Source organism: Pantoea sp. SGAir0183, from assembly GCF_043545505.1.
Genome location: NZ_CP028053.1, coordinates 749,386 through 774,243 on the forward strand (window position 1 = coordinate 749,386; position 24,858 = coordinate 774,243).

The following is a 24,858-nucleotide window of genomic DNA, read 5'->3' on the forward strand; positions in this document are numbered from 1 at the left end:
AGGACGTTTATGGCAAAGGCACAGTAGATATGGCCGCACTCTCTCTCACCGGGCTGCATAAGGCCTTCGCGGCGCAGCCGGTTATCCATGACGTAACGCTGAAGATCCAGCAGGGCGAATTTGTCGCCGTGCTGGGTCCGTCCGGCTGCGGCAAGACAACCTTGCTACGCCTGATCGCCGGATTCGAAACCCTGGATCGCGGCGAGATTCGGGTGGACGACACCGTGTTTGCTGCTCCGGATTTTCACCTGCCTCCGGAACGTCGCGATCTTGGCGTGGTGTTTCAAAACTACGCGCTGTGGCCGCACATGACGGTGGCCGAAAACGTGGGCTACAGCCTGAAAGTCACTGGCGTAAACCGAACTGAACGGGCGGATCGCATCCGGCAGGCCTTGACGCTGGTCGATCTGCTGGCGTTTGCCGATCGGCACCCGGCCGATCTCTCCGGAGGCCAGCGTCAGCGCGTGGCGCTGGCGCGTTGTCTGGTGGCCAGGCCACGGCTGGTGCTGCTTGATGAACCCCTGGCTAACCTTGACGTACATCTGCGTGCGGCGATGGAAGACGAATTTCGCCGTTTTCATCGTCACAGCGGCGCGACGCTGATTTACATCACCCACGATCAGCGTGAGGCCATGGCACTGGCCGATCGTATTGTGGTGATGGAGGGTGGTCAGGTGATGCAGTTTGCCTCGCCACAAACCTTGTGGCGCGAACCGGCCAACGAGATGGTTGCCACCTTTATCGATGAAGGACGTGTGCTACCGGTACAGGATATTGAACCCCTGGGGCAGGGCGTGTCATCGGTCATGCTCTGCGGTACGCGACTACGGCTGCGTTGTGCCACGCAGCAGACAGCCTTACCTTATGGCAAAGCCAGTTTCCATCGCGCCAGTTTCCGCCTGGCCCAGGGCGAAACCGGGCATTTTGCCGCGCAGATCACACGTCTGGTCTACCGTGGCGGTCATTACGACGTCCATCTGTCCCCCTCGGCAGCGCTTGATGTGTCTTTCACCCTGGCCCTCGACGACGTTTCTGCGCTTACGGTTGACGATACCGTCGGCATTATCGTGACTGACGGCTGGATTCTCCCCGCATAAAGGACTTCAGACAGTATGAAAAAGGCTATTTTCACTTCGGTGACCTCGCTGCTGTTTACCGTATTGCTGGCAGGCTCAGCGCTGGTGCAGGCGGCAGACCAGCCCACCGGTAAACTGGTGGTGTACACCTCACAGGCACCGGAAATTGCACAGCAAACGATGGATGCGTTCAAAGCGGCCTATCCCGATATTCAGGTAGAGTGGACGCGCAACGGCACCACGCAGTTAATGAACGTGCTGCATACGGAAATGATGAGCGGCAGAGTCAAGCCTGATGTGCTGCTGGTCGCGGATGCCATTAATCTCGGCGCGCTGAAGAAAGAGCAGCAGCTCTATGCCTATCAGGACGCACCCGTTGGACACCTGAAGCCGTCCTTCTACGATCGTGACAAGACCTTTTTTGGCACCAAGATCATTGCCACGGTCATTGCCTACAACACGCAACGGGCCAAACCGGTCAACAGCTGGAACGCATTGCTCAACGCCGATAACAAAGGGCAAATCGCGATGCCGAGTCCGCTCTATTCCGGGGCGGCCTTGTACAAACTGCATACCGACATCGCCACGCCTGACATCGGCTGGAACTTCTATAAACAGCTGGCGGCGCTGGGCATCGCGCCGCAGGGAGGCAACGGGCCAGCACTGAAAGCCGTGGCGAGCGGGATGGATAAATATGGCGTGATCACCGATGCCGATATTATCCGGGCGAAAAAGCAAGGATCGCCGATCGATCTGGTGTATCCCAAAGAGGGCGTGTCTTACGTCACCGAACCGGTTGCCATTATGAAATCCGTCCACAACCTGCCCGCTGCGAAAGCCTTTGTGAATTTTTTACTGTCAGAGCAGGGCCAGAAACTGGTGGCCGATCAGGGCAACCGGCCGGTTGACGATCGCGTAGCCGCGCCGGAAGGCTTTGTTCCGGTTGCGCAGATTAAACTGCTGACGCCGGACGTGGAAAAGGCGGTTGCGGATGATGCGCAGGTGCGGGCGCAGTTTACCGCACTGTTCGGAGGCTGAGCATGAGCGTGCTGAGTCACGACAGTCAGCCTCGCTGCGGGCATCTTACACGCGGGCGTTTTCGCGCCGAGCCGTGGGTGCTGGGCGTGCTGGTGTTGATGATTGGGCTGCTGTCGGTGGCGCCTTTTGCCCGGCTTATCTGGACGGCGGTAGCGCCGCAGGGCGTCCCCGATCTGACGCGGCTTGCGCAGTTGCTGGTCAGTCGGCGGGTCCTCAGTGCAACGCTCAATACCTTGAGTATCGGGCTTTGTGCCACACTGTTGTCGCTGCTGCTGGGCACGCTCGCTGCCTGGCTGGTCGCGCTCAGCGATATGCGCGCCAAAGCAGCCTGGGTTTTTGCGTTTATTCTGCCCTTGATGATTCCGCCCCAGGTGACCGCGCTGGCCTGGCTGCAGGCGCTGGCACCGGGTAGCCTGCTGGCCTCACTGTTTCAGTTACTGGGTTTACCCTGGTTCGCGCCAGGCGATCAGCCGCTCTTTTCATGGGGCGGCATCGTACTGCTGCTGGGCCTGCACAGCGCGCCGCTGGTGTTTCTGACGGTACGGGCCGGTCTGCGGCGTTTACCCGCCGAACTGGAGGAAGCGGCGCGTATCAGTGGCGCGTCACATGGGCAGATTCTTCGCACCATCATTTTGCCGCTGGCGCGTCCGGCCCTGTTTGCCGGCGCCGCGCTGGCCTTTGTCGCGGCCGTCGGCAATTTTGGTATTCAGGCCATGCTGGGCATTCCGGCGCGCCTGCCGACGCTTATCACCCTGGTCTATCAGCAGCTTAACGCGACAGGTCCGGGTGCGTTGCCGGACACGGCTGTCTATTCGTTGCTGATGGCGCTGATTAGCCTGTCGGGCATGTTGCTGAGCGGCTGGCTGGGCGGACGGCGCGATGTCCGCGTCAGTGGATCCCCGCAGGCGTGGCGACAACCGCTACAGGGCGCACGTTTGCCGACAGAAATTCTGGCCTGGCTGTGGATGGTCGCAACGCTTATCCTGCCCGTCAGTGCGTTGCTGACCAGCGCGTTGACGCGGGGTTTTGGACAGGCTCTGACGTGGCAAACCCTGACGCTGGAAAACTTTTTTCAGGCGCTGTGGGGCTATCCCGCCATCCGCCATGCTTTTGCAACCAGCCTGCGGCTGACCGGGCTGGCGACGCTGATCCTGACCGCCATGGCGCTGTTTCTGGCTTTTTTTCTGAGCTGGCAGCGTACCCGACTGGTTCGCTGCCTGTGGTTCGCCAGCGAGCTGACCTATGCGCTGCCCGGTATTGTCACCGGCGTGGCGGCAATCCTGTTTTTTCTGCCGCCGCTTCCGCTGCTGGACGTGTCGATTTATGGCACGGTCTGGATCATTCTGGCCGCCTATCTGTCCAACTTTCTGGCGCTGGTGTTGCGGCCTGTGCTGGCTGGCTTCGCGCAAATCGAACCTGCGCTTGATGAAGCCGCCCGTCTGTGTGGCGCAGGACTGATGCGCCGTATGCGCGATATCTTACTGCCGCTGGCCGCACCTTCCGCACTGGCAGGCGGTCTGTTGGTGTTTCTTACCGCGTTAAACGAAATTCAGGTATCGGTTCTGCTGGTGACATCGGAAACGCAAACCCTCGGTCCCACGATTATCTTTCTTGATGAAGGCGGATCTGCCCCGCTGGCGGCGGCGGTGGGTTGCCTGATGATACTGGTGGTTCTGACCTTAATGCTGCTGGCGACGCGTTTAACGCGTCGTCTGCCACAGGGTACATTGCCATGGCAAGCCTGACCGTTGTAAGCGGGGTGGGCGGCAAATTGCCCGCGGCGTTCCTGCTGGAGATTCAGGGCTATCGTCTGCTGTGGGACTTGGGTGCCGGGCCGGAGCCGGGCGTCAGACCCGATCTGGCCGCCATCGGTCAGGTTGATGCGATCTGCCTGACCCATTCTCATCGCGATCATACCGGGGCGCTGGACAGCTGGCAGCAACTGGGCTCGCCACCGGTTTACGCGACGGACATCACCTGGCAGCAGTTGGGCGACGGTCCGGTGCCTGCGCGCTGCCGACATGCGCTGCCTTTACAGGGCCAGTGCGCCGTAGGGCCACTGAATCTGTTTACCGGCCGGAGCGGACATTCACCGGGATCCGTGTGGCTTCATCTGCCTGTCGCTGGCGGCATCACCTATATGGGTGACTGGAGCCGCGAGTCATTATTGTTACCGTTTGACCGCCCACCACGGGCGCGCTGGCTGATTACCGATGCGTCCTACGGCGACCGTCATCAGCGTCTGCATCAACAGGTCGACGCGCTGGTGCTGGCGGCCCGACACGGGGCGGTGGTCACGGCACCGTTACATGGCAGAGGGCCAGAGATGGCCCTGCGACTGCGCAGCCAGGGATTACCGGTCAGGCTGTGTCCGCAGGTGCGCGAGGAAGTCTCCCAGTTGCTGGCGCAAAAAACGTTACCGGCCGCCACGGCGCTGGCGTTACTGCCGCTGCTGCGTGAGCCGACACCGGCACGCTGGCAACCTGACAGCGTAATCGTGGCTGCCGATGCGGTCGCCGACAGCGGTCTGGCGGCCACGCTGAGCCACTGCCCTGAGTTTACCCTGATTTTTAGTAGCCACGTCGCCCGCGGGACACGAGCCTTTGAGATGCTGCAAAACGGGCTGGCGCAGTGGCTGCCCTGGAACGTTCATCCGCCGCTGGACGATCAACTGGCCCTGATAAAACACTGCGGAGCCGAGCAGGTGATCCCCGCCTTCGTCGCACCCGAACAGTGTCAGCAGTTGATGGCCCGTGCGGGTAGTGCGCTGTGCTGGCAGCGTCACTTCACGCTGTCATCCCGCTGGGAGAGTTTTGTCTGACGCTTTAGCAAACGGCTTCAACTGTAAAGCCCGTACTGCTGGACCGGCGCATGGCCCGGATTATCCCGGATACGGCGTACCGAATCGCGCACCACCAGTTTGCCGTTCAGCAGCAGGTTACCCGGAGGAAGATCCGGATCTAACCGGAGCGACTGAAGAATTCTCACCGCGGCTTCGCCCAGCTCATCGCGTGGCACCTGTACCGAGGTTAAGGGGATCTCCTGAACGGTCGCCAGGTTAAAACCATCCATGCTCATCACCGACACATCCTCCGGCACCCGCAGGCCCGCCTGCTGTAACGCCTGAACCGCCCCGGCGGCAATATAATCGCCGCTGGCCAGAATGGCCGTGGGCCGCTGCGCCTGAGGGCAATGGCGCAGGTAGTCGCTCAGCCGGTCGCGGGCGTCATTGCTGCTAAAGCTGTTCAGCGTTAGCAGATGCTGACGACTGTCGAAGCGCAGATTCATGGCATGCCAGGCATCACGGACGCCCTGTAGCCGCTGCTCCATCGTGTAGCGCCGCAGGCAGTGCAGCGACAGGATTTGCCGGTGGCCCTGTTCAAACAGATAGCGTGCTGAGAACTCGCCAATCAGATGATGATCGGGGGAGACCGACGGCAGGCGCATCCGGCGGTCGCGGGCATTAATCAGCACGCAGGGCTTGTGCATTTCAGCGGCCAGCTGATGGATATGTTCATCATCAATACCAATCACCAGCGCAGCTTCGGTCTGCTGCATCTTATCGATAAACAGTGCCGCATCGCTGTCGACTTCTTCCAGCGGGCAGTAGCGCACCCGGACATCGTGTGGTTTCACGGCTTCGCTGATCCCCTGGATCACCTTGTAATAGAAAATATCCGTACGGATATCGAAGGCACGCGGCGGCGCAAACACGATCAGGTCATTAAGCAGCAGCCGGCCATGGTGCAGGTTGTCCAGCACACCTTGCTGTTGGGCAATACGCAGTACCTTGTCGCGCGTGGCAGGGCGAATGTTGGCTTTGCCGGCCAGAACGCGTGAAACCGTGCTCACCGACACACCGCTCAGGGCGGCAATTTCGCTCACTTTTAAGCTTTGTTTCATTCTGTGATCGCCCTCAAGTCTGCAAATAAAAAATTTTTCATAAAGTGCTGAATCGTGTCCTTTCTGGTGTGAACGGACATTTTTGTTGTGCTGCAAGCTTGCCATGAAAAGAGTTGCAAAAAATTGGCTGTACCCACGTTTTGCGCTTTTTTAAGGTCGGGGCAGAGAGAAGTTTGTTCACGGCAACGTGATAATCACTGGCTACAGGAGCGTCATCATGAGTCTCGACTCAACCTCTGCCCGCAGCGCATCGCGCCCGCTGCGGATCATAAAAAATCTGCGCTGGTGGATGCTGGGCATGTTTCTGCTTGGCGTGACGGTGAACTACATCACCCGAAACTCCCTGGGCATTCTGGCCCCTGAACTGAAAAACACCCTGAATATGAGCACCGAGCAATATTCCTGGGTCGTTGCCGCCTTCCAGCTGGCCTACACGTTGTTTCAGCCCGTGTGCGGTTGGTTAATCGATGTCATCGGTCTGAAGATGGGCTTTCTGATTTGCGCCGTCATCTGGTCGATCACCTGCCTGCTGCACGCCGGGGCGGGAAGCTGGCTACATCTGGCGCTGCTGCGCTTTGTGATGGGTGCCTCCGAAGCGGCGGCGACGCCGGCCAACGCCAAGGCCATCGGCGAATGGTTTCCGAAAAAGGAACGTCCGGTTGCGGCAGGCTGGGCGGGCGTGGGGTTCTCTATTGGCGCGATGCTGGCACCGCCCATCATCTATGTCGCCCATATCTCCTTTGGCTGGCAGGGCGCGTTCCTGCTGACCGGCGGCCTTGGCCTTATCTGGGTCGCGCTCTGGTGGTGGGGTTATCACTCACCGGAACGCCATCCTCGTTTGTCGGATGAAGAGCGGGATTTTATTACGCAGGACAAGGAAGTCATCGGTGAAAAGTTACCGTTCTTTACCGCGCTGAAAGTCATCGGCAAAGAAAAGAAATTCTATGGCATTGCCATTCCGGCCTTTTTAGCCGAACCCGCCTGGGCCGTGCTGAGCTTTTGGGTGCCGCTCTACCTCGCCAATCAACGCGGCATGGATCTGAAACAGATCGTGATGTTTGCCTGGCTGCCCTTCCTGGCGGCAGATATTGGCAGCGTAGCCAGTGGTTATCTGACCAAAATCTATGTGCGCTGGTTTGGCTGCACCCGGGTGAACTCGATCGTCGCCAGTTCGATCACCGGTGCGGTGCTGATGATCTCGCTGGCGTTAATGACGCTGGTTAAAGATCCCTACCTGGCCATCGCGCTGATCTCCATTGGTGGCTTCGGTCATCAGGTGATCTCCTGCATGTTGAGTGCGCTGGTGGTAGAGCGTTTTGATCGCCGCCAGATGGCGACAGTCAACGGCATGCGCGGATCCTGCGCCTGGATCGCCAGCTTTATCTTCTCGCTGATTATCGGCGTCACCGCCGACACGATTGGCTTCAATCCCCTGTTTATTGCCATGGGTTTCTTTGACCTGATTGGCGCGGTTTTCCTGGTGATGTTTATCGCCGAACGCCGCCAGAATATTGCTAAAAATTGAGGATAACCTGATGAAAACGCTTAAGACATGGACGCTCCATCAGCAGGCAGCGCATTTCGTCGAACTGAAAACCGAGCAGCGTCACTTTTTACGTATTTACGTATTGGAAAGCGGGCTGATGCGCGTGTTATTAAAACGCGACGGGGAGCTGGCATTAAACCGGACCTGGAGCATTGCGCCTCAGGATGACGTGCCCTGGCAGGGGCGCGATCGGGAATCGCTGGAAGGCTTTTCGTTGCCCGCATTCACCTTTGAACAGGGGGCGCAGTTTGTTCGCCTGGCCACCGACCGGCTGCGCGTGACGGTGCATTCGCCGTTGTACCTTAGCTGGGAGCATTTCGATGGTACCGAGTGGCAGCCGCTGGCGGCCGATCGTCATACCGGGGCTTATCTGCTGAACATGCATGGCGATGGCGTTGAACATTACCAGCGCCGTCAGCCGCAGGATCGGGTGTATGGCCTGGGCGAAAAGAGCGGGGATCTTAACCGGGTTAATCGCCGCTATGAGATGCGTAATCTGGATGCGATGGGCTATAACGCGGCCAGTACCGATCCGCTCTATAAACATATTCCCTTCACGCTGACCCAGCGCGACGGCGTCAGTTTTGGGCTGTTTTACGATAATCTTTCCAGTAGCTGGCTCGATCTGGGCAATGAGCTGGATAATTACCATCTGCCTTATCGCCGCTATCGTGCAGAGGCGGGCGATTTGGATTACTACATGATGCTGGGGCCGACGCTGCTGGATGTGACCAAGGCGTTTGTGCGCCTGACGGGCCGAACGCTCTTTCAGCCGAAATGGAGCCTGGGCTACAGCGGATCCACCATGCACTACACCGATGCGCCGGATGCGCAACATCAGCTGCTCTCCTTCATCCAGCTGTGCCGTGAGCATGAGATCCCCTGTGATTCGTTCCAGCTGTCATCCGGTTATACCTCGATTAATAACAAGCGCTATGTCTTTAACTGGAACTACGACAAAGTGCCCAATCCCGAGGCGATGACCGCCGCGTTCCATGATGCCGGGATGAAGCTGGCAGCCAATATCAAACCCTGTCTGTTACAGGATCATCCGCGCTATGACGAGGTGGCGGCTCAGGGGCTGTTTATCCGCGATTCTGAGCAGGATCAGCCAGAACGCTCCGTGTTCTGGGACGACGAAGGTTCGCATCTGGATTTCACCCATCCCAAAACGGTGGCGTGGTGGCAGGAAAACGTCACGGAGCAGTTGCTGAAAAAAGGCATCGACGCGACCTGGAACGACAACAATGAATATGAAGTCTGGGACGGCGAAGCGCGCTGTCATGGCTTCGGCCAGCCGATTGCCATTAAGCATATTCGTCCGGTCATGCCGTTGCTGATGATGCGCGCCTCGCTGGAAGCCCAACAGCGTTTTGCCCCGGAAAAACGCCCGTACCTGATTTCCCGTTCGGGTTGTGCCGGTATGCAACGCTATGTGCAGACCTGGAGCGGGGATAACCGGACCAACTGGCAGACCCTGCGCTACAACATCCGCATGGGACTGGGGATGAGCCTGTCAGGATTGTTTAACGTGGGGCACGATGTCGGCGGCTTTGCCGGAGATAAACCGGATCCGGAGCTGTTTGTGCGCTGGGTTCAGAATGGTGTTATGCATCCGCGTTTTACCATTCACTCATGGAATGACGATCACACCGTGAATGAGCCGTGGATGTATCCGGAAGCCACGCCAATGATCCGTGAGGCGATTCGCCTGCGTTACCGGCTGATGCCGTATCTGTATACGCTGGCATGGCAGGCCAGCGCGCACGATGAACCGATGCTGCGTCCGACTTTCCTGGACCATGAGAACGATGCACGGACCTATGATGAGTGCGATGACTTTATGCTGGGACGCGACCTGCTGGTCGCCAGCGTTGTGGAGCAGGACGCGCGTACCCGATCCGTATATCTGCCCGAGAATCCACACGGCTGGTATGACTGGCATAACGGCAACTGGCTGGCGGGCGGACAAACAGTTACGCTGGATGCACCGCTGGATCGCCTGCCGCTGCTGGTGCGCGCAGGTGCCGCGCTTCCGCTTGGCCAGTGTGAAACCACCACCAGTGCGCAACGTGACAACGTGCGTGAACTGCAGGTATGGCCTGCGCCGGGCAACGCCACAACCCACGGTGAGCTGTTTGACGATGACGGCGAATCGCACGGCTGGCGCCAGGGCAATGCACTCTGGCTGAGCTGGACGTTAACCAGTAGCGCGTCGCGGCTGGATCTGACGGTCGGGAAGCGCGGGGATTATCTGCCAGCATGGCGGAAAATGACGGTTATCTTACCGCCGGGTGAGAAACGTACGTTGTGGATCAACGGTGAAATGACGTCATGCTATCGGCTGGCATAAGCCGTAACGTGTCAGACCGGTAGGGTTCGTTACGATAACCACCGGCCCACCTGCGTGGGCCGGTTTGTATTCAGGCTGAGTGCGTTTCAGTGCTCATGCGTCCCAGGTCTTTATCTACCAGGAACAGGCCATTGCCGCCTTCGCCGACCATCGCCAGTTTGTCCAGTACGGTTTTAAACAGCTTCTCTTCTTCATGCTGTTCCGCAACGTACCATTGCAGGAAGTTGAAGGTCGAATAGTCCTGGGTGGTCATTGCCACATGGGCCAGCTCGTTAATCTTACTGGTGATCAGCTTTTCATGATCCAGCGCCTGAATCAGCACTTCGTTCAGTGAATTGTAGGCAACAGGCGGGGCTGCGATGGTACCCAGCACCGGCATCGCACCGGTATCGCTCAGGTAGTTAAACAGGCGCTGCATGTGTTCCATTTCTTCACGTGAGTGCATTTTCAGGAAGGACGCTGCGCCCTCATAGCCTTTATCGCTGCACCACGCACTCATCTGTAAATAGAGATTCGCGGAGAAAAATTCCAGGTTCAGCTGGTCGTTTAAACGCCCAGTCATTTCAGCAGTCAGCATGGCCGCGTCCTTATTTCATTGTAAATAGACAGGTGATAAGTGATGAATTATGCATCAGGCTTATAAGAAATGTGAAGCGTTTTGTTAAAAAAATACCATTTTATCTGATTGATTTAAAAAGAATTATTTCAACTCTTGAATGCGAGCGATTATCATTGTGGTCTGCTTTTCTGCCTGTATCTGAGCCAGGTTGTGCCGGACGCGCGGGCGTGAAGGCGGTTTATCTAGTCGGCCCGGATCCGTCAGTGGACCGCGTTCTGCGGCGTTCTGCTACTGTCCGGCAACCGCTTTTTCCCGTCCCGGTGATAAGGTAAGGCCATAATCGCGTCAGGAAGCATGAACAGCATTACACTGGTGTGCCTGGCCGGGGTTTACTATGCGGAGCGGGGCCTGTGTCTTCGCACGAAAGAGGATGGCGTAAAAATGCAATCTTTGGAAAGCAACACTGAATACTATGATGCGTGTTTTACCACCTGCGATCTCAGCGAACGGGTGCTCACGCAGGCGCATTTTGAAGACTGTGAATTTACGCACGTTAACTTTACCTCGGCGCGCTTTTCAGCCTGTAAATTCATTAACTGCGTCTTTACGCACTGTAACCTCAGTCTGGTCGATCCGTCCGGCACCCGCTTCTTTGGCGTTCACTTTAACGACTGCAAGCTGACCGGCATGGACTGGACGAAAGCCTGGTGGCCTGATTTTTACCTGGACCATGAATTGCACTTTTCAACGTGTATCCTGACCAGCGGATCGTTTTTTGGTCTGCGGCTACACGGCGTGAAAATGGAAGGATGCAAACTGATCGAGGTGGATTTCAGAGAGTGCGATTTAACGGGTGCCACGCTGACCGAATGTGACATGACGGGCAGCCTGTTTCATCACACCGTGCTGCGCGGGGCCGATCTGACGGAATCCTGGCATTACGCCATCAACATCTTTAACAACACAGTCGAAAAAGCCCGCTTTTCGCGGCTGGAGGCGGTTTGCCTGCTGGAAAGTCTGGGCATTGAGCTGGTGGATTAACCCGCTGGCGAGGCGGCGGGATGAATAACGTAAAGACGGGAGAAAACCCGGCGTCATTTCCCCCGCGTTGGCTTCACCAGCAGCCATCTGCTGCACGGTGACCCGCTGTTTGCCGGTGGCGCGACTTTCTCTTCCGTCCGCTGTAGGCCAATAGCGCAAAATATTGTATGCTATGCCGCCTTAAAGTTGACCAGGTAACCGGAATCACGCCAATGTAACTTTGCGCTCATCACGCGACGACAGAAAGTCGCATCTGGCACCGTTTACTCGCCGGTAAAATTCTGCCGGCCACCGTGATTTATCTGCCGCGCCTGAGAGTGCGTGGCTACGTTGAGAAGAATTCACTCATGTCTAATCCCTTTTTAGAAGAGGTGGCACGCCGCCGCACCTTCGCGATTATCTCGCACCCGGATGCCGGTAAAACCACCATCACCGAAAAAGTTCTGCTGTTCGGACAGGCTATCCAGACCGCCGGTACGGTAAAAGGCCGTGGCTCTAACCAGCACGCAAAATCCGACTGGATGGAGATGGAAAAGCAGCGTGGTATTTCGATTACTACCTCCGTTATGCAGTTTCCCTATCGTGACAGCCTGGTAAACCTGCTGGATACACCGGGGCACGAAGACTTCTCCGAGGATACCTATCGTACGCTGACGGCGGTCGACTGCTGCCTGATGGTGATCGATGCGGCGAAAGGCGTCGAGGATCGTACCCGTAAGCTGATGGAAGTAACCCGTCTGCGCGATACGCCGATCCTGACCTTTATGAACAAACTTGACCGTGATATCCGCGATCCGATGGAGTTGCTGGATGAAGTGGAAAGTGAGCTAAAAATTGCCTGCGCGCCCATCACCTGGCCGATTGGCTGCGGCAAGCTGTTTAAAGGCGTTTACCATCTCTACAAGGACGAAACCTACCTGTATCAGACCGGTAAAGGTCACACGATTCAGGAAGTCCGCATCGTTAAGGGCCTGAACAACCCTGACCTCGATGCGGCCGTCGGGGAAGAGCTGGCCTCGCAGCTGCGTGACGAGCTGGAGCTGGTGCAGGGCGCATCACACGAGTTTGAACTGGACGCGTTTCTCAGCGGTCAGCTGTCGCCGGTGTTCTTCGGAACCGCACTGGGTAACTTCGGCGTAGATCATATGCTGGATGGCCTGGTGGCGTGGGCGCCGCGCCCTATGCCGCGCCAGACCGATACCCGCACCGTTGAAGCCAAAGAAGAGAAATTCACGGGCTTCGTGTTTAAAATTCAGGCCAACATGGACCCGAAACACCGTGACCGCGTGGCCTTTATGCGCGTCGTGTCGGGGCGTTATGAAAAAGGCATGAAGCTGCGTCAGGTCCGTACCGGCAAAGATGTAGTGATTTCGGATGCGTTGACCTTTATGGCGGGCGACCGTTCGCATGTGGAAGAAGCCTATCCGGGCGACATTATCGGCCTGCATAACCACGGCACCATTCAGATCGGCGACACCTTTACGCAGGGTGAAAACATGAAGTTTACCGGGATTCCGAACTTCGCCCCCGAACTGTTCCGCCGTATCCGCCTGCGCGATCCGCTTAAGCAGAAACAGCTGCTGAAAGGATTAGTCCAGCTGTCGGAAGAGGGGGCAGTGCAGGTGTTCCGCCCGGTGCATAACAACGACCTGATTGTCGGTGCGGTCGGTGTGCTGCAGTTTGACGTGGTGGTGGCGCGCCTGAAGAGCGAATACAACGTCGAAGCCATCTATGAGGCGATTAACGTGTCGACGGCGCGCTGGGTTGAATGCAAAGACGCCAAAAAATTTGAAGATTTCCAGCGTAAAAACGAGGTCAACCTCGCGCTGGATGGCGGTGATAATCTGACCTATATCGCCCCAACAATGGTGAACCTGAACATCACTCAGGAGCGGTATCCTGACGTCATTTTCCGCAAAACCCGCGAGCACTAATCGCGTTTTCCGGGCCATTCTCCCTGGGAATGGCCCGGTTTCCCACGATACAGAACCCTCCTAAAACACGCTTTTTCCTCGCTTTTGACGCACGATCAACCAGTTACCCGAGCAAAGTGCCAAATCCCGACTATCCTTATTTCATCGGACGGTTAAAGAGACTTATTTCTCCATGCGTCCTGTGCCGCAGTAGCGTTGTTTGCTGCTCTTGCGCCCACAGTCTGGGGCGAATTAACAGATAGAAGGATGATATCGATGCACACAACTAAGCTTACTAAAACATTAATGGCTGCAATGGTAGGTACCGCACTGTTAAGCGGAAACGTCTTTGCAGAAGAGTCCGCGTCTCAGAAAGCGTCACAAACCGCTGACAGCGCGGGCGCGAAAATCGACAGCTCAATGAAGAAAGTCGGTGGCTTTATGGACGACAGCGCGGTGACCGCGAAAGCGAAAGCGGCGCTGGTGGATGACGACTCGATTAAGAGCACCGATATTTCGGTCAAAACCCACAACGGCGTGGTGACGCTGAGCGGTTTCGTGACTTCACAAGATCAGGCGGAAAAAGCCGTGGCCGTGGTGAAGAAAGTCGAAGGCGTGAAATCCGTTAGTGACAAGCTGCACGTAAAAGACGTGAAAAAGCAGTCCATGAAAGGTTATGCCGGTGACGCTGCCACAACCAGCGAAATTAAAGCTAAGCTATTAGCAGATGACAAGGTTCCTTCACGTAACGTGAAAGTTGAAACCACCGACGGTGTGGTACAGCTCTCAGGTGAAGTGGCGAACCAGGCGCAGTCCGATCGTGCCGAGAGCATCGCGAAAGCTATCGAAGGCGTAAAAAGTGTTAAAAACGACCTGAAGGTCAAGTCTTAACATGACTCCGTGCGGCCTCTGTCCGGGCCGCACTAATAAGAATACCCATCCTGGGATGAAACAAGCAGTTCAATATTAAAAATGGTTAAGGAGAGGCTTATGTTTCGTTGGGGCATTATTTTTCTGGTGATTGCACTGATCGCCGCTGCATTAGGTTTTGGTGGCCTGGCCGGTACCGCAGCATGGGCAGCGAAAGTCGTGTTCGTGGTGGGTATTATTCTGTTCCTCATCAGCTTGTTTACTGGCCGTAAAAAGCTATAGCGATGACCCAGACAGGTTAACGCTGGCATAGTCAGCGTTAAACGGAGACCAGTTATTTGTCGCGAAAGGTAGTGTGAAGCAAAGGATGCTTCATATTCGCAACGAAGTGTTAAAAAGCGCAACGCTAATAGCACAATTAATGGACACTCTGGCTGGTTCTCCGTGCTAGTATCGACCCACAATTAACTCCCTGCATTCTCTTAATTCGTATTTCGGGATCCCACTCTGAGGTCGGTACATTGGGTATACGTATTCCCGTGACGCTCGGGGCCATTGAACCCCTTGCGCTCACACCGTTTAAAGCCAACAAGATTGCCTTAGTGTGCGAGGGCGGCGGCCAGCGCGGCATTTTCACAGCAGGCGTTCTGGATGAGTTCCAGCGGGCAAAATTCAATCCCTTTCAGTTGCTGTTAGGCTCTTCTGCTGGTGCGCAGAACCTTTCCGCTTATGTCTGCGGCCAGCCGGGCTATGCACGTCGGGTAATTACCCGCTATACCACCAGTAAGCTGTTCTTTGACCCCGTGCGTTTCCTGCGCGGCGGTAATCTTATCGATCTCGACTGGTTAATTGATATCACCCGCAGCGAATTTCCGCTGGCCATGACCAGCGCCGAAACCTTGTTTGCTTCGGGGCGGCAATTTTACATGTGCGCCTGTCGCAGTGATGATTATGCCCCCAGTTACTTTGCCCCCACAGCCAGTAACTGGCTGGATATTATTAAGGCTTCCAGCGCCATTCCGGGCTTTTACCGTCTGGGCGTGGATTTGGAAGGCATAAGCTATCTGGATGGCGGCGTCAGCGATGCGATTCCCGTGCGCGAAGCGGCAAAACGCGGGGCCGATACCATTGTGGTCATCCGTACCGTGCCGTCGCAGATGTTCGATGTGCCCCGTTGGGTGACCCGTATGGAACGCTGGTTCAGCGGCGGGGCGCTGCAGCCAATGATCAAGATTCTGCACCATCACGAGCAGACCTATCGCGAAACCCAGCAGTTTATTGAAAAGCCGCCGGGCGATTTACGTATCATCGAAATCTTCCCGCCGCGCGTGTTAGCCAGTAACGCACTGGGCAGTCGTATTGCCGCGTTGAATCAGGATTACCATCTGGGGCGCCGCTGTGGTCGCTACTTTATTGCCACGCTGGGGCAATGGCTGAGCGATGCCGAGCCCCACACAGGGCTGGATATTGTGGTCCCTTCTGCGCCGGTGGCAAATGAGCCGGGGGATATCGCTCCGGTCATCCCGCTGACCGGCAACGATGGCACTTATGGCGAGGGTCCGCTGACATGAGGTTTGTTGATACCCACTGTCACTTTGATTTTCCGCCGTTTGTGGACGCGGCCGACGTCAGTCTGCGCCAGGCTGCGGACGCGGGCGTAGAAAAAATTATTGTGCCATCGGTCGAGGCAGGGCGCTTTGACCTTGTTTGCCAGTTAGCCCGGCAGCACCGCGCGTTATATGCCGCACTCGGCCTGCATCCGATTGTGACGGAGCAGCACGATGAGCAGCACCTCGCTCAGCTTGAAAGCCTGTTACAACAGCGGCCCCCAAAGCTGGTGGCCCTCGGTGAGATCGGCCTGGATCTGTATCGGGACGATCCGCAGTTTGATAAGCAAACCTGTTTCCTGGATGCGCAACTGAAGCTGGCGAAACGTTACGATCTGCCGGTGATCCTGCATTCGCGCCGCACGCACGATCAGCTGGCACTGCATCTGCGTCGTCAGGCTGTGCCACGGCGCGGCGTCGTACACGGTTTTGCCGGTAGCCTGCAGCAGGCGCAGGCGTTTATTAAGCTCGGCTATGCGATTGGCGTAGGCGGCACGATTACGTATCCCCGAGCCAGTAAAACCCGGCAGACGATTGCCCGTTTACCGCTCTCGTCGCTGCTGCTGGAAACCGATGCGCCTGATATGCCGCTGAACGGCTACCAGGGCCAGCCAAACCGGCCCGAGCGCGCCGTTTTAGTCTGGCAGGTGTTGTGTGAACTGCGTGACGAGCCGCCCGCCGAAATCGCCGACGCGTTATGGCACAACAGTCATGCGCTGTTTTCGCTCACATAATTCCCGCCGTCACATCATGTCCTGGTGAAATGTTATAATAGTAACATCCCTGTCGCTGTCTTATACTGGCTGCCTTGCGCCATACTTTGCAGATAATCTAAATTTCGCTGAGTATTTGCAGACGTTTCATACTTTTATGTGATTTGGTGCACAAAAAATGGCCGTTATCATTGTTAATATTATCACATTCAAGGGTGGGCGAACGTTTACCCGATGTTCTGGAGATCACCATGACCGATATTAAACAGCAGGCCCTGCGCGCCCTGAAACTGATGGATTTAACCACGCTGAACGAGGATGACACCGACGAGAAAGTGATCGCGCTCTGTCATCAGGCGAAATCTCCGGTGGGTAACACCGCTGCCATCTGTATTTATCCGCGTTTCATTCCCGTGGCGCGTAAAACGCTGCGTGAGCAGGGCACGCCTAACGTGCGCATTGCCACCGTAACCAACTTCCCGCATGGCAATGACGATATTGAGATTGCGCTGGCCGAAACCCGTGCCGCCATCGCTTACGGCGCTGATGAAGTGGATGTGGTTTTCCCTTATCGCGCGCTGATGGCAGGCAATGCGCAGGTCGGCTTTGATCTGGTCAAGGCCTGCAAAGCCGCCTGTGCGGAAGCCGGCGTTTTACTGAAGGTTATTATCGAAACCGGCGAACTGAAGCAGGAAGCGCTGATTCGTCAGGCCTCTGAAATTGCGATTGATGCCGGGGCTGACTTTATCAAAACCTCAACCGGTAAAGTGCCGGTCAACGCCACGCCGGAAGTGGCGCAGATCATGATGAGCGTCATTCGCGACAAAGGTGTGAAAGCGCAGGTTGGCTTCAAACCGGCAGGCGGCGTTCGCACCGCTGAAGATGCCGCTGTCTATCTGCAACTGGCGGATGACACGCTGGGTGCCGACTGGGCCGATGCCCGCCATTTCCGTTTTGGTGCCTCCAGCCTGCTGGCAAATCTGCTCAACACGCTTGGGCACAGCAGCGACACCAGCAAGTCGGGTTACTGATTCATCCGGGCGGCTCACGGCCGCCTCTTCTCCTCTTTCCCTGACGTAAGGGGGCGACATTGTACCTCGCACAAGAAATCATTCGAAAAAAACGTGACGGCCAGGCGCTGACTGAAGACGAAATTCGTTTCTTCATCAACGGGGTGCGCGATAACAGCGTGTCCGAAGGGCAAATTGCCGCACTGGCAATGACCATCTATTTCCACGATATGTCACTGCCGGAGCGCGTTGCGCTGACCATGGCGATGCGGGATTCCGGCACCGTCCTGAACTGGGCTTCACTGAATCTGAACGGGCCGGTGGTCGACAAGCACTCCACGGGCGGCGTGGGCGATGTGACCTCGCTGATGCTCGGACCCATGGTGGCGGCCTGTGGCGGCTATATCCCGATGATCTCCGGACGCGGACTGGGCCATACCGGCGGTACGCTGGATAAGCTGGAGGCGATTCCCGGTTTTGACATTTTCCCCAGCGATGACCATTTCCGCCAGACCATCAAGCAGGTTGGTGTGGCCATCATCGGGCAAACTAACTCGCTGGCACCGGCGGATAAACGTTTTTACGCGACCCGCGATATCACCGCCACCGTGGATTCCATTCCGCTGATTACCGCTTCGATCCTGGCAAAAAAACTGGCCGAAGGCCTGGATGCGCTGGTGATGGATGTCAAAGTCGGCTCCGGCGCCTTTATGCCGACCTGGGAAGCCTCTGAGAGTCTGGCGCAGGCCATTGTGGGCGTGGCGAATGGCGCGGGCTGCCGTACCACGGCGCTGCTAACAGATATGAATCAGGTCCTGGCTTCTTCGGCGGGCAATGCCCTGGAAGTGCGCGAAGCCGTGCGCTTCCTGACGGGTGAGCAGCGCAATCCGCGCCTGCTGGACGTGACGCTGGCCCTGTGCAGCGAAATGCTGATTTCCGGCAAACTGGCGGCTAACGAAACCGACGCCCGTGAACAACTTCTCGCCGTGCTGGATAACGGCAAAGCCGCAGAGGTATTTGCCCGCATGGTGGCAGCACAACGTGGCCCAACCGATTTCGTTGAGCGCTACGACAGCTACCTCACAGCCCCTGTGATGAGCAAAGCGGTTTATGCCGATGGCGCAGGTTACGTCACGCAGATGGATACCCGCGCGTTAGGCATGGCGGTGGTTGCGATGGGCGGTGGACGTCAGCGCGCCAGCGACGCCATTGATTACAGCGTGGGCTTAAGCGACATGATCACGCTGGGCGAGCGGGTGGACGCTTCACGCCCGCTGGCGGTTATTCATGCCAGCAGCGAAGCGCACTGGCAGCAGGCCGCCGCCGCTGTCAAAGCGGCCATCACTCTGGGGGACAGCGCCCCGGCGACCACACCGGTGGTTTATCGCCGTGTGACTGAAGCGGGATAACGCGGATAACAGACTGTATACCGGAGACGATTCGGGTATACTGATCTGATCGCTTTTTTTTGACTTGTCGCGCGCGTTAGCGCAGGAGACTGGCATGAAACGTGCTTTTATTATGGTGCTGGATTCCTTTGGAATCGGCGCCAGCAAAGATGCCGACAAATTCGGCGATGCAGGTTCCGATACGTTAGGTCATATCGCAGAAGCCTGTTTTAACGGTAAAGCGGATCAGGGCCGTAAAGGACCGCTGCACTTACCGAATATGACCGCGTTAGGTCTGGGCAAAGCGGCCGAGCTTTCTACCGGGCGTTTCCCGCCGGGACTGGACCCTGACGCTGAGATAAAAGGCGCTTACGCTTACGCCAGCGAACGCTCATCCGGTAAAGATACGCCGTCAGGCCACTGGGAAATCGCCGGTGTGCCTGTTCTGTTCGACTGGGGCTACTTCAGCGATAAAGAGAACAGCTTTCCGCAGGAGCTGCTGGATAAACTGGTTGAGCGGGCCGAGTTGCCGGGTTATCTCGGTAACTGTCACTCATCCGGTACGGTTATTCTCGACCAGTTGGGTGAAGAACACATGGCTTCGGGCAAGCCGATTTTTTACACCTCGGCGGATTCCGTGTTTCAGATTGCCTGCCATGAAGAAACCTTCGGCTTAGATCGCCTGTATGCGCTGTGTGAAATTGCGCGCGAGGAGCTGACGGAAGGCGGTTATAACATTGGCCGCGTGATTGCCCGCCCGTTCGTGGGTGACAAAGCCGGCAGCTTTGAGCGCACCGGTAACCGTCACGATCTGGCCGTGGAGCCACCATCGCCTACCATGCTGAAGAAGCTGGTGGATGAGAAGGGCGGTCATGTGATTTCGGTAGGTAAAATTGCCGACATCTACGCGGAGCAGGGCATCACCAAAAAAGTCAAAGCCACCGGACTGGATGCGCTGTTTGATGCCACCATCCAGGAAATGAAAACCGCGCCGGATCAGGCGATTGTGTTTACCAACTTCGTAGACTTCGACTCTACCTGGGGCCATCGTCGCGATGTAGCAGGCTATGCAGGCGGGCTGGAGCTGTTCGATCGCCGCTTGCCAGAGTTGATGGAGCTGGTCAAAGAGGATGATATTTTGATCCTCACCGCCGACCACGGTTGCGATCCGACCTGGCAAGGCACGGAACATACGCGCGAGCATATTCCGATCTTAATTTACGGCCCGAAGGTCGAGCCGGGATCGCTGGGTTACCGCGATACCTTCGCGGATATCGGCCAGACGATTGCACACTATTTTGACCTGTCCCCCATGGACTACGGCAAGAACATGCTGTAAAAACAGCGAAATTTTAAAAAGGATAGAGAATCATGGCAACTCCTCACATTAACGCAGAAATGGGTGATTTCGCTGACGTCGTACTGATGCCTGGCGATCCGCTGCGTGCGAAACACATCGCAGAAACCTTTCTGGACGATGCCGTTGAGGTCAACAACGTGCGCGGCATGCTGGGTTACACCGGCACCTATAAAGGCCGCAAAATCTCTGTTATGGGCCACGGCATGGGCATTCCGTCCTGCTCCATCTATGCGAAAGAACTGATCACCGAGTTCGGTGTGAAGAAAATCATCCGCGTGGGCTCCTGCGGTGCGGTGCGTCCCGATGTGAAACTGCGTGACATCGTGATCGGCATGGGGGCATCCACCGATTCCAAAGTGAACCGTATGCGCTTCAAAGACCATGACTTTGCCGCTATCGCGGACTTCGACATGGTGCGCAACGCGGTGGATGCGGCCAAAAACCTGGGCGTCGAGGCGCGCGTCGGTAACATCTTCTCGGCCGATCTGTTCTATACGCCCGATCCGCAGATGTTCGACGTGATGGAGAAGTACGGCATTCTGGGTGTGGAAATGGAAGCCGCAGGCATCTACGGCGTAGCCGCTGAATTTGGCGCGAAAGCGCTGACCATCTGTACCGTGTCTGACCATATCCGTACCCACGAGCAGACCACGGCCGCAGAACGCCAGACCACCTTTAATGACATGATTAAAATCGCGCTGGAGTCGGTGCTGCTGGGTGATTAATCCCCACGGTGGCTGATCGGCCCCTTTATCCGGCTGCGCATCTGCGGCCGGATGATCCTCTCCCGTTTTCCATTTCGCAACATTCTCACTAAATGACACACTTTTCATCAGGCTTGTGCATCTTCGCGCTGGCACGACGGGCTGATGTCACTATCATGAAGCCGAACAATTAATAACAACACGCCATACAGAAAATACCTGCCTGATGAATTTCCGTGATTTCGACGCTGAAGAGAAGTTGTTTGTCCGCCGTGCCGCTATGGCGTTTGTACTGGTTTGCCTGTGCTTTAGCATCCTGGGTTTTAACCTGTATCGCCTGCAGGTCCGCGACCACAGCTATTATCAGACGCGCTCGAACGAGAATGACATCAAAATGATCCCCATTGCGCCCACGCGCGGACTGATCTTTGACCGCAACGGGATCCCGCTGGTGCGCAACGTGACCTGGTATGACATCACGGTTACCCCGTACAAAGTGGAGGACATGAAGGCGCTGTTGCAAGAACTGACGCCACTGGTTGATCTGACCCCGGAAGATATCGAGCGCTTTCAGCACGATCTGCATCAGACCAGCCGCTATAAGCCCGTCATTCTCAAAGAGGAACTCACAGACGAAGAGGTGGCGCGTTTTTCGGTTAACCAGTTCCGTTTTACCGGCGTCAGCATCGATACCTATCAGGACCGGGAATATCCCTATGGGGCCGATCTCGCGCATGTGATCGGCTATGTTTCCAAAATCAACGATAACGACTACAAGCGGCTGAACGCAGAGGGCATCGCTGAAAACTATGCTGCCGACCATAACATCGGTAAGCAGGGGATTGAGGGCTATTACGAATCCCTGCTGCACGGCAAACCCGGCTATCAGGAAGTGGAAGTGGATAACCACGGGCGCATTGTCCGGGTGCTGAAAGAAGTGCCGCCGGTGGCGGGAAAAAACATTACGCTGACGCTGGATCTGCACCTGCAGCAGTACGCGGAAAGCCTGCTGGTCGGGCAGCGCGCCGCGTTGCTGGTCGAAGATCCCCATGACGGCTCAGTGCTGGCGATGGTTTCCAGCCCCAGCTACGATCCCAATCCGTTCGTAAAGGGCATCAGCTATCAGGCGTACAAAAAGCTGCTGCAGGATAAAAATTTACCGCTGATCAACCGTGTCACGCAGGGCCTGTATCCGCCGGCCTCAACGGTAAAACCCTATATGGCGATGTCGGCGCTGCTCACGCACGTCATTACGCCACAGACCACCTTTTTTGGCGGGCCCACCTGGACATTACCCGGTACTGACCGCCGCTATCGCGACTGGAAAAAAAGCGGTCACGGTACGCTGGATGTCACTAAAGCGATCGAAGAGTCGGCGGATACCTTCTTCTATCAGGTGGCGTTTATGATGGGCATCGATCGTATTCACACCATGCTCAGTAAATTTGGCTACGGTCAGTCCACCGGCATCGATCTGAATGAAGAGTACAACGGACTGCTGCCCAGCCGTGACTGGAAGATGAAAGTGCATAAGAAACCCTGGTATCAGGGCGATACGGTGTCAGTCGGCATTGGTCAGGGCTACTGGATTGCCACGCCGATTCAGATGGTAAAGGCGCTGGTGGCGCTGATTAACAATGGCAGAGTCATTGCCCCGCACCTGCTGGAGAAATCGCAGCTTGGCAACCACGTGCAGCTTTACCAGCCGAAACTGCCGCAGGCGCAGATTGGCGATCCGCATTCCCCTTACTGGTCGCTGGTGCGTCACGCGATGTTTGGCATGGCTAACGCGCCGAACGGCACAGGCTACAAGTATTTCCATACCGCGCCTTATGGCATTGCGGCCAAGAGTGGAACGTCGCAGGTATTCAGCCTGAAACAAAATCAGACCTACAATGCCAAAATGATCCCGGTGCGGCTGCGCGATCATACGTTTTATACCGCCTTCGCCCCCTTTAACGATCCTAAGGTGGCTGTGGCGTTGATCCTGGAAAATGGGGGCAGCGAAGGCGTGCTGGCCGCGCCGGTAATGCGGCAGCTTCTCGATCATATTTTCCTGCCGCCCACCACGCCACCGCCCGTTGAGGTTGCCCAGCGTCCGGCCCGCTAGCGGAAAAATACCCGGTTACGTCCGTGCTTTTTAGCATCATAGAGTGCGGCGTCGGCATGCGTATAAAGCGCTTCGAAGTGGGAGCCCGCCGCGCCCCAACTCACGCCCAGGCTGGCGGTGACCAGCCGCTCGGGCAACGCATCCAGGGGAGATGCGTTCAGTGAGGCGAGAATCGCCCCGGCGACAATCACCGCTTCCCCAAGGAACGTATCCGGCAGCATAATCGTGAACTCTTCCCCCCCAATGCGCCCGATGCTGGCAATGTCCGGTGTGTTGCGCTGGATACGTTGCACCAGCTCGCAGATCACTTTGTCCCCGGTGGGATGGCCATATTCGTCGTTAATCCGTTTAAAAAAATCGATATCAAGAATGATCAGAGCGGCGGGGGTTCGCGTCAGTGTGTCGCTGATGCGCTGAATAATGGCGCTGCGGTTCCAGACATTCGTCAGCGGATCGTGAGTGGCTTTGTACTCCAGCTCTCTCGTCAGCTCAATAAGCTGCTCATTCACCCGGTTTAACTCACGCTCGGCCCGATCGCTGCGCGAGATCAGCCGGTAAGTTTCGCGCATCAGCCGCTGATAGTGGTTATTAAGATCGGACAGCGCCTGGCGGTACTCTTCGGCGTGCAGACAGCTCTGCGCCGCCACATGGCTGGCATGGTTCAGCGCCTGGGTTTCTTCCAGAAACAGCTCATTAAGGTGCGTCATTGGCGCTGTTCCGCATGTAATGTGACGGTCAGGGCGGTGAAATCCAGCGACAGCTCCTCGCCAAACTCTTCTGACACGTCATCTTCAGCGTCATAGAACCAGTTCAGCACAATCTCACAGCCGTTCTGCGCCAGCCTGTTGAACTGATCGAACAGCCCGAACAGCATTTTGGTGCTGGAGCTGTTGAAATAGCTCAGGTCGATATTGACTTCAGTCAGCTGGCTGGCCTGCGGTTGCCAGGATTCCAGTGCACTTTGCAGCGGGCGATAAAAGGCGGCCGCATTTTCCGGCCAGGATTCGCCCCGCAGGGAAAATCGCTGGGCCGCAAAATCAAATTCCACGGCGGGCGTGCATTCGGTGGCGGTGAGATGAATGGTTTGCATAGAGGATTCTTTAGTCATGGCAGATTGTCGCCTTTAGCCAAAAGGCAGAGAGCTCGCTGGCTTCCAGTGGCTGGAAGCAGTATTCCAGCGGTTCACTGACGTCGCGGGCAAGGGTAAGTAAGCCGATATTGGCGCCTTTGCTCCAGACAGGACTCTCTGCGCGTAACCGACTGCGGTAGGCTTGTTTAATTTCGTCTGCGTTCATGACCCGTAACGAGTCCAGATCGCCACGCAGTTGAACGCTGGCATCGCTGCCTACCAGATTGGCACTTTCCAGATAGTAGCGCCCACCATCATAGCGCAGGCTCAGCGATCCAAAACGATAGAGCTGATCGTTGTGGCTCAGCGCCCGGCTGTCCTGCGAGTAGCGCAGGATGTTTTGCGCGATCTCGACAAAGCTGGAGAACAGCCGTCGTCGCACTTTCTGTGACTGCTCGTGGTTCTCCAGAAACAGTTTGACCACCTCACCCATTGCCGTGATGTTTTGCGGCGAAAAAAAGCCGGTGTACTGGAGCGCGATAAGACCAGATTGCGATTCGGTGTTGAACGGCAGACCACGGAGTGATTCGTTTTTCAT

Annotated in this window: 22 protein-coding genes; 17 read left to right on the top strand and 5 right to left on the bottom strand. The window is 56.6% G+C overall.

What is annotated here, in order from left to right; all coding sequences use genetic code 11:
• Positions 1–29: 29 nt before the first annotated feature.
• The 4 genes from C1N59_RS03655 to C1N59_RS03670 are packed head-to-tail and all read left to right on the top strand — an operon-like array spanning position 30 to position 4,935.
• Positions 30–1,097 (top strand): ABC transporter ATP-binding protein, encoded by a 1,068-nt coding sequence (locus C1N59_RS03655; RefSeq protein ID WP_394550337.1) that lies wholly within the window; start codon positions 30–32, stop codon positions 1,095–1,097.
• Between the two features lie 15 nt (positions 1,098–1,112).
• Positions 1,113–2,114, top strand: coding sequence for an ABC transporter substrate-binding protein (locus C1N59_RS03660; protein ID WP_394550338.1), 1,002 nt, complete (start codon positions 1,113–1,115; stop codon positions 2,112–2,114).
• Between the two features lie 2 nt (positions 2,115–2,116).
• Complete coding sequence (locus C1N59_RS03665; RefSeq protein ID WP_394550339.1) at positions 2,117–3,859, top strand: ABC transporter permease; 1,743 nt, start codon at positions 2,117–2,119, stop codon at positions 3,857–3,859.
• A complete protein-coding gene (locus C1N59_RS03670; protein ID WP_394550340.1) occupies positions 3,847–4,935 on the top strand; it encodes an MBL fold metallo-hydrolase in 1,089 nt (362 codons plus the stop codon). Before C1N59_RS03665 ends, C1N59_RS03670 begins: the two co-directional genes overlap by 13 nt.
• A gap of 17 nt (positions 4,936–4,952) precedes the next feature.
• Here the strand turns inward: C1N59_RS03670 and C1N59_RS03675 are convergent, their stop codons facing one another.
• On the bottom strand, positions 4,953–6,017 hold the full coding sequence (locus C1N59_RS03675) for a LacI family DNA-binding transcriptional regulator (protein ID WP_039342364.1): 1,065 nt from the start codon (positions 6,015–6,017) through the stop codon (positions 4,953–4,955).
• Positions 6,018–6,234: 217 nt separating this feature from the next.
• On the opposite strand from C1N59_RS03675, the gene C1N59_RS03680 reads away from it, so the two are divergent.
• Together C1N59_RS03680 and C1N59_RS03685 are read left to right on the top strand one after the other, a co-directional pair.
• Positions 6,235–7,542, top strand: coding sequence for an MFS transporter (locus C1N59_RS03680; protein WP_394550341.1), 1,308 nt, complete (start codon positions 6,235–6,237; stop codon positions 7,540–7,542).
• Positions 7,543–7,552: 10 nt separating this feature from the next.
• A complete protein-coding gene (locus tag C1N59_RS03685) occupies positions 7,553–9,916 on the top strand; it encodes a glycoside hydrolase family 31 protein (protein WP_394550342.1) in 2,364 nt (787 codons plus the stop codon).
• A 70-nt stretch (positions 9,917–9,986) separates the two neighbouring features.
• Here C1N59_RS03685 and ftnA read toward each other — a convergent pair whose 3' ends face one another.
• Positions 9,987–10,493 carry a non-heme ferritin gene (ftnA, locus tag C1N59_RS03690; protein ID WP_054687048.1) on the bottom strand — a complete coding sequence of 169 codons (507 nt, stop codon included), beginning with the start codon at positions 10,491–10,493 and terminating at the stop codon, positions 9,987–9,989.
• Positions 10,494–10,916: 423 nt separating this feature from the next.
• Here ftnA and C1N59_RS03695 point away from each other — a divergent pair, with 423 nt between their 5' ends.
• The 11 genes from C1N59_RS03695 to mrdA all read left to right on the top strand — a co-directional run bounded on the left by C1N59_RS03695 (position 10,917) and on the right by mrdA (position 23,191).
• Positions 10,917–11,516: a pentapeptide repeat-containing protein gene (locus C1N59_RS03695; RefSeq protein WP_006117596.1), complete on the top strand. Its 600-nt coding sequence runs from the start codon at positions 10,917–10,919 to the stop codon at positions 11,514–11,516.
• A gap of 347 nt (positions 11,517–11,863) precedes the next feature.
• A complete protein-coding gene (prfC, locus tag C1N59_RS03700) occupies positions 11,864–13,450 on the top strand; it encodes a peptide chain release factor 3 (RefSeq protein ID WP_039342235.1) in 1,587 nt (528 codons plus the stop codon).
• A 255-nt stretch (positions 13,451–13,705) separates the two neighbouring features.
• Positions 13,706–14,320, top strand: a complete 615-nt coding sequence (gene osmY, locus C1N59_RS03705; RefSeq protein ID WP_006117598.1) for a molecular chaperone OsmY — start codon at positions 13,706–13,708, stop codon at positions 14,318–14,320.
• 99 nt (positions 14,321–14,419) lie between these two features.
• Positions 14,420–14,581: a DUF1328 domain-containing protein gene (locus C1N59_RS03710; RefSeq protein WP_003848537.1), complete on the top strand. Its 162-nt coding sequence runs from the start codon at positions 14,420–14,422 to the stop codon at positions 14,579–14,581.
• A 239-nt stretch (positions 14,582–14,820) separates the two neighbouring features.
• The gene (locus C1N59_RS03715; RefSeq protein ID WP_006118237.1) at positions 14,821–15,870 is read left to right on the top strand and encodes a patatin-like phospholipase family protein; all 1,050 of its coding nucleotides are present in this window, start codon (positions 14,821–14,823) and stop codon (positions 15,868–15,870) included.
• Complete coding sequence (locus tag C1N59_RS03720; RefSeq protein WP_394550343.1) at positions 15,867–16,640, top strand: TatD family hydrolase; 774 nt, start codon at positions 15,867–15,869, stop codon at positions 16,638–16,640. The genes C1N59_RS03715 and C1N59_RS03720 overlap by 4 nt, the downstream gene beginning before the upstream one ends.
• A gap of 230 nt (positions 16,641–16,870) precedes the next feature.
• Complete coding sequence (gene deoC / locus C1N59_RS03725) at positions 16,871–17,650, top strand: deoxyribose-phosphate aldolase (protein ID WP_394550344.1); 780 nt, start codon at positions 16,871–16,873, stop codon at positions 17,648–17,650.
• A gap of 59 nt (positions 17,651–17,709) precedes the next feature.
• Positions 17,710–19,038 carry a thymidine phosphorylase gene (deoA, locus tag C1N59_RS03730; RefSeq protein WP_054687052.1) on the top strand — a complete coding sequence of 443 codons (1,329 nt, stop codon included), beginning with the start codon at positions 17,710–17,712 and terminating at the stop codon, positions 19,036–19,038.
• 94 nt (positions 19,039–19,132) lie between these two features.
• Positions 19,133–20,356 carry a phosphopentomutase gene (gene deoB, locus C1N59_RS03735; protein ID WP_033739739.1) on the top strand — a complete coding sequence of 408 codons (1,224 nt, stop codon included), beginning with the start codon at positions 19,133–19,135 and terminating at the stop codon, positions 20,354–20,356.
• Positions 20,357–20,388: 32 nt separating this feature from the next.
• Positions 20,389–21,102, top strand: a complete 714-nt coding sequence (gene deoD, locus C1N59_RS03740; RefSeq protein ID WP_054633162.1) for a purine-nucleoside phosphorylase — start codon at positions 20,389–20,391, stop codon at positions 21,100–21,102.
• 205 nt (positions 21,103–21,307) lie between these two features.
• The gene (mrdA, locus tag C1N59_RS03745; RefSeq protein ID WP_039342248.1) at positions 21,308–23,191 is read left to right on the top strand and encodes a penicillin-binding protein 2; all 1,884 of its coding nucleotides are present in this window, start codon (positions 21,308–21,310) and stop codon (positions 23,189–23,191) included.
• Here the strand turns inward: mrdA and C1N59_RS03750 are convergent.
• The 3 genes from C1N59_RS03750 to C1N59_RS03760 are packed head-to-tail and all read right to left on the bottom strand — an operon-like array spanning position 23,188 to position 24,858.
• Positions 23,188–23,898: a GGDEF domain-containing protein gene (locus tag C1N59_RS03750; protein WP_033739733.1), complete on the bottom strand. Its 711-nt coding sequence runs from the start codon at positions 23,896–23,898 to the stop codon at positions 23,188–23,190. The genes mrdA and C1N59_RS03750 overlap by 4 nt on opposite strands.
• Complete coding sequence (locus tag C1N59_RS03755; RefSeq protein ID WP_033739731.1) at positions 23,895–24,299, bottom strand: DUF1987 domain-containing protein; 405 nt, start codon at positions 24,297–24,299, stop codon at positions 23,895–23,897. Before C1N59_RS03755 ends, C1N59_RS03750 begins: the two co-directional genes overlap by 4 nt.
• Positions 24,292–24,858: a SiaB family protein kinase gene (locus C1N59_RS03760; protein ID WP_006118245.1), complete on the bottom strand. Its 567-nt coding sequence runs from the start codon at positions 24,856–24,858 to the stop codon at positions 24,292–24,294. The genes C1N59_RS03755 and C1N59_RS03760 overlap by 8 nt, the downstream gene beginning before the upstream one ends.

Coding starts and splice junctions, on each gene's coding strand:
- deoB (WP_033739739.1), top strand. CDS start 19,133: ATGAAACGTGCTTTTATTATGGTGCTGGATTCCTTTGGAATCGGCGCC.
- C1N59_RS03680 (WP_394550341.1), top strand. CDS start 6,235: ATGAGTCTCGACTCAACCTCTGCCCGCAGCGCATCGCGCCCGCTGCGG.
- C1N59_RS03750 (WP_033739733.1), bottom strand. CDS start 23,898: ATGACGCACCTTAATGAGCTGTTTCTGGAAGAAACCCAGGCGCTGAAC.
- C1N59_RS03760 (WP_006118245.1), bottom strand. CDS start 24,858: ATGAAAAACGAATCACTCCGTGGTCTGCCGTTCAACACCGAATCGCAA.
- C1N59_RS03655 (WP_394550337.1), top strand. CDS start 30: ATGGCCGCACTCTCTCTCACCGGGCTGCATAAGGCCTTCGCGGCGCAG.
- C1N59_RS03710 (WP_003848537.1), top strand. CDS start 14,420: ATGTTTCGTTGGGGCATTATTTTTCTGGTGATTGCACTGATCGCCGCT.
- C1N59_RS03685 (WP_394550342.1), top strand. CDS start 7,553: ATGAAAACGCTTAAGACATGGACGCTCCATCAGCAGGCAGCGCATTTC.
- deoC (WP_394550344.1), top strand. CDS start 16,871: ATGACCGATATTAAACAGCAGGCCCTGCGCGCCCTGAAACTGATGGAT.
- C1N59_RS03665 (WP_394550339.1), top strand. CDS start 2,117: ATGAGCGTGCTGAGTCACGACAGTCAGCCTCGCTGCGGGCATCTTACA.
- osmY (WP_006117598.1), top strand. CDS start 13,706: ATGCACACAACTAAGCTTACTAAAACATTAATGGCTGCAATGGTAGGT.
- C1N59_RS03675 (WP_039342364.1), bottom strand. CDS start 6,017: ATGAAACAAAGCTTAAAAGTGAGCGAAATTGCCGCCCTGAGCGGTGTG.
- C1N59_RS03670 (WP_394550340.1), top strand. CDS start 3,847: ATGGCAAGCCTGACCGTTGTAAGCGGGGTGGGCGGCAAATTGCCCGCG.
- ftnA (WP_054687048.1), bottom strand. CDS start 10,493: ATGCTGACTGCTGAAATGACTGGGCGTTTAAACGACCAGCTGAACCTG.
- C1N59_RS03695 (WP_006117596.1), top strand. CDS start 10,917: ATGCAATCTTTGGAAAGCAACACTGAATACTATGATGCGTGTTTTACC.
- mrdA (WP_039342248.1), top strand. CDS start 21,308: ATGAATTTCCGTGATTTCGACGCTGAAGAGAAGTTGTTTGTCCGCCGT.
- C1N59_RS03755 (WP_033739731.1), bottom strand. CDS start 24,299: ATGACTAAAGAATCCTCTATGCAAACCATTCATCTCACCGCCACCGAA.
- prfC (WP_039342235.1), top strand. CDS start 11,864: ATGTCTAATCCCTTTTTAGAAGAGGTGGCACGCCGCCGCACCTTCGCG.
- C1N59_RS03720 (WP_394550343.1), top strand. CDS start 15,867: ATGAGGTTTGTTGATACCCACTGTCACTTTGATTTTCCGCCGTTTGTG.
- C1N59_RS03660 (WP_394550338.1), top strand. CDS start 1,113: ATGAAAAAGGCTATTTTCACTTCGGTGACCTCGCTGCTGTTTACCGTA.
- deoD (WP_054633162.1), top strand. CDS start 20,389: ATGGCAACTCCTCACATTAACGCAGAAATGGGTGATTTCGCTGACGTC.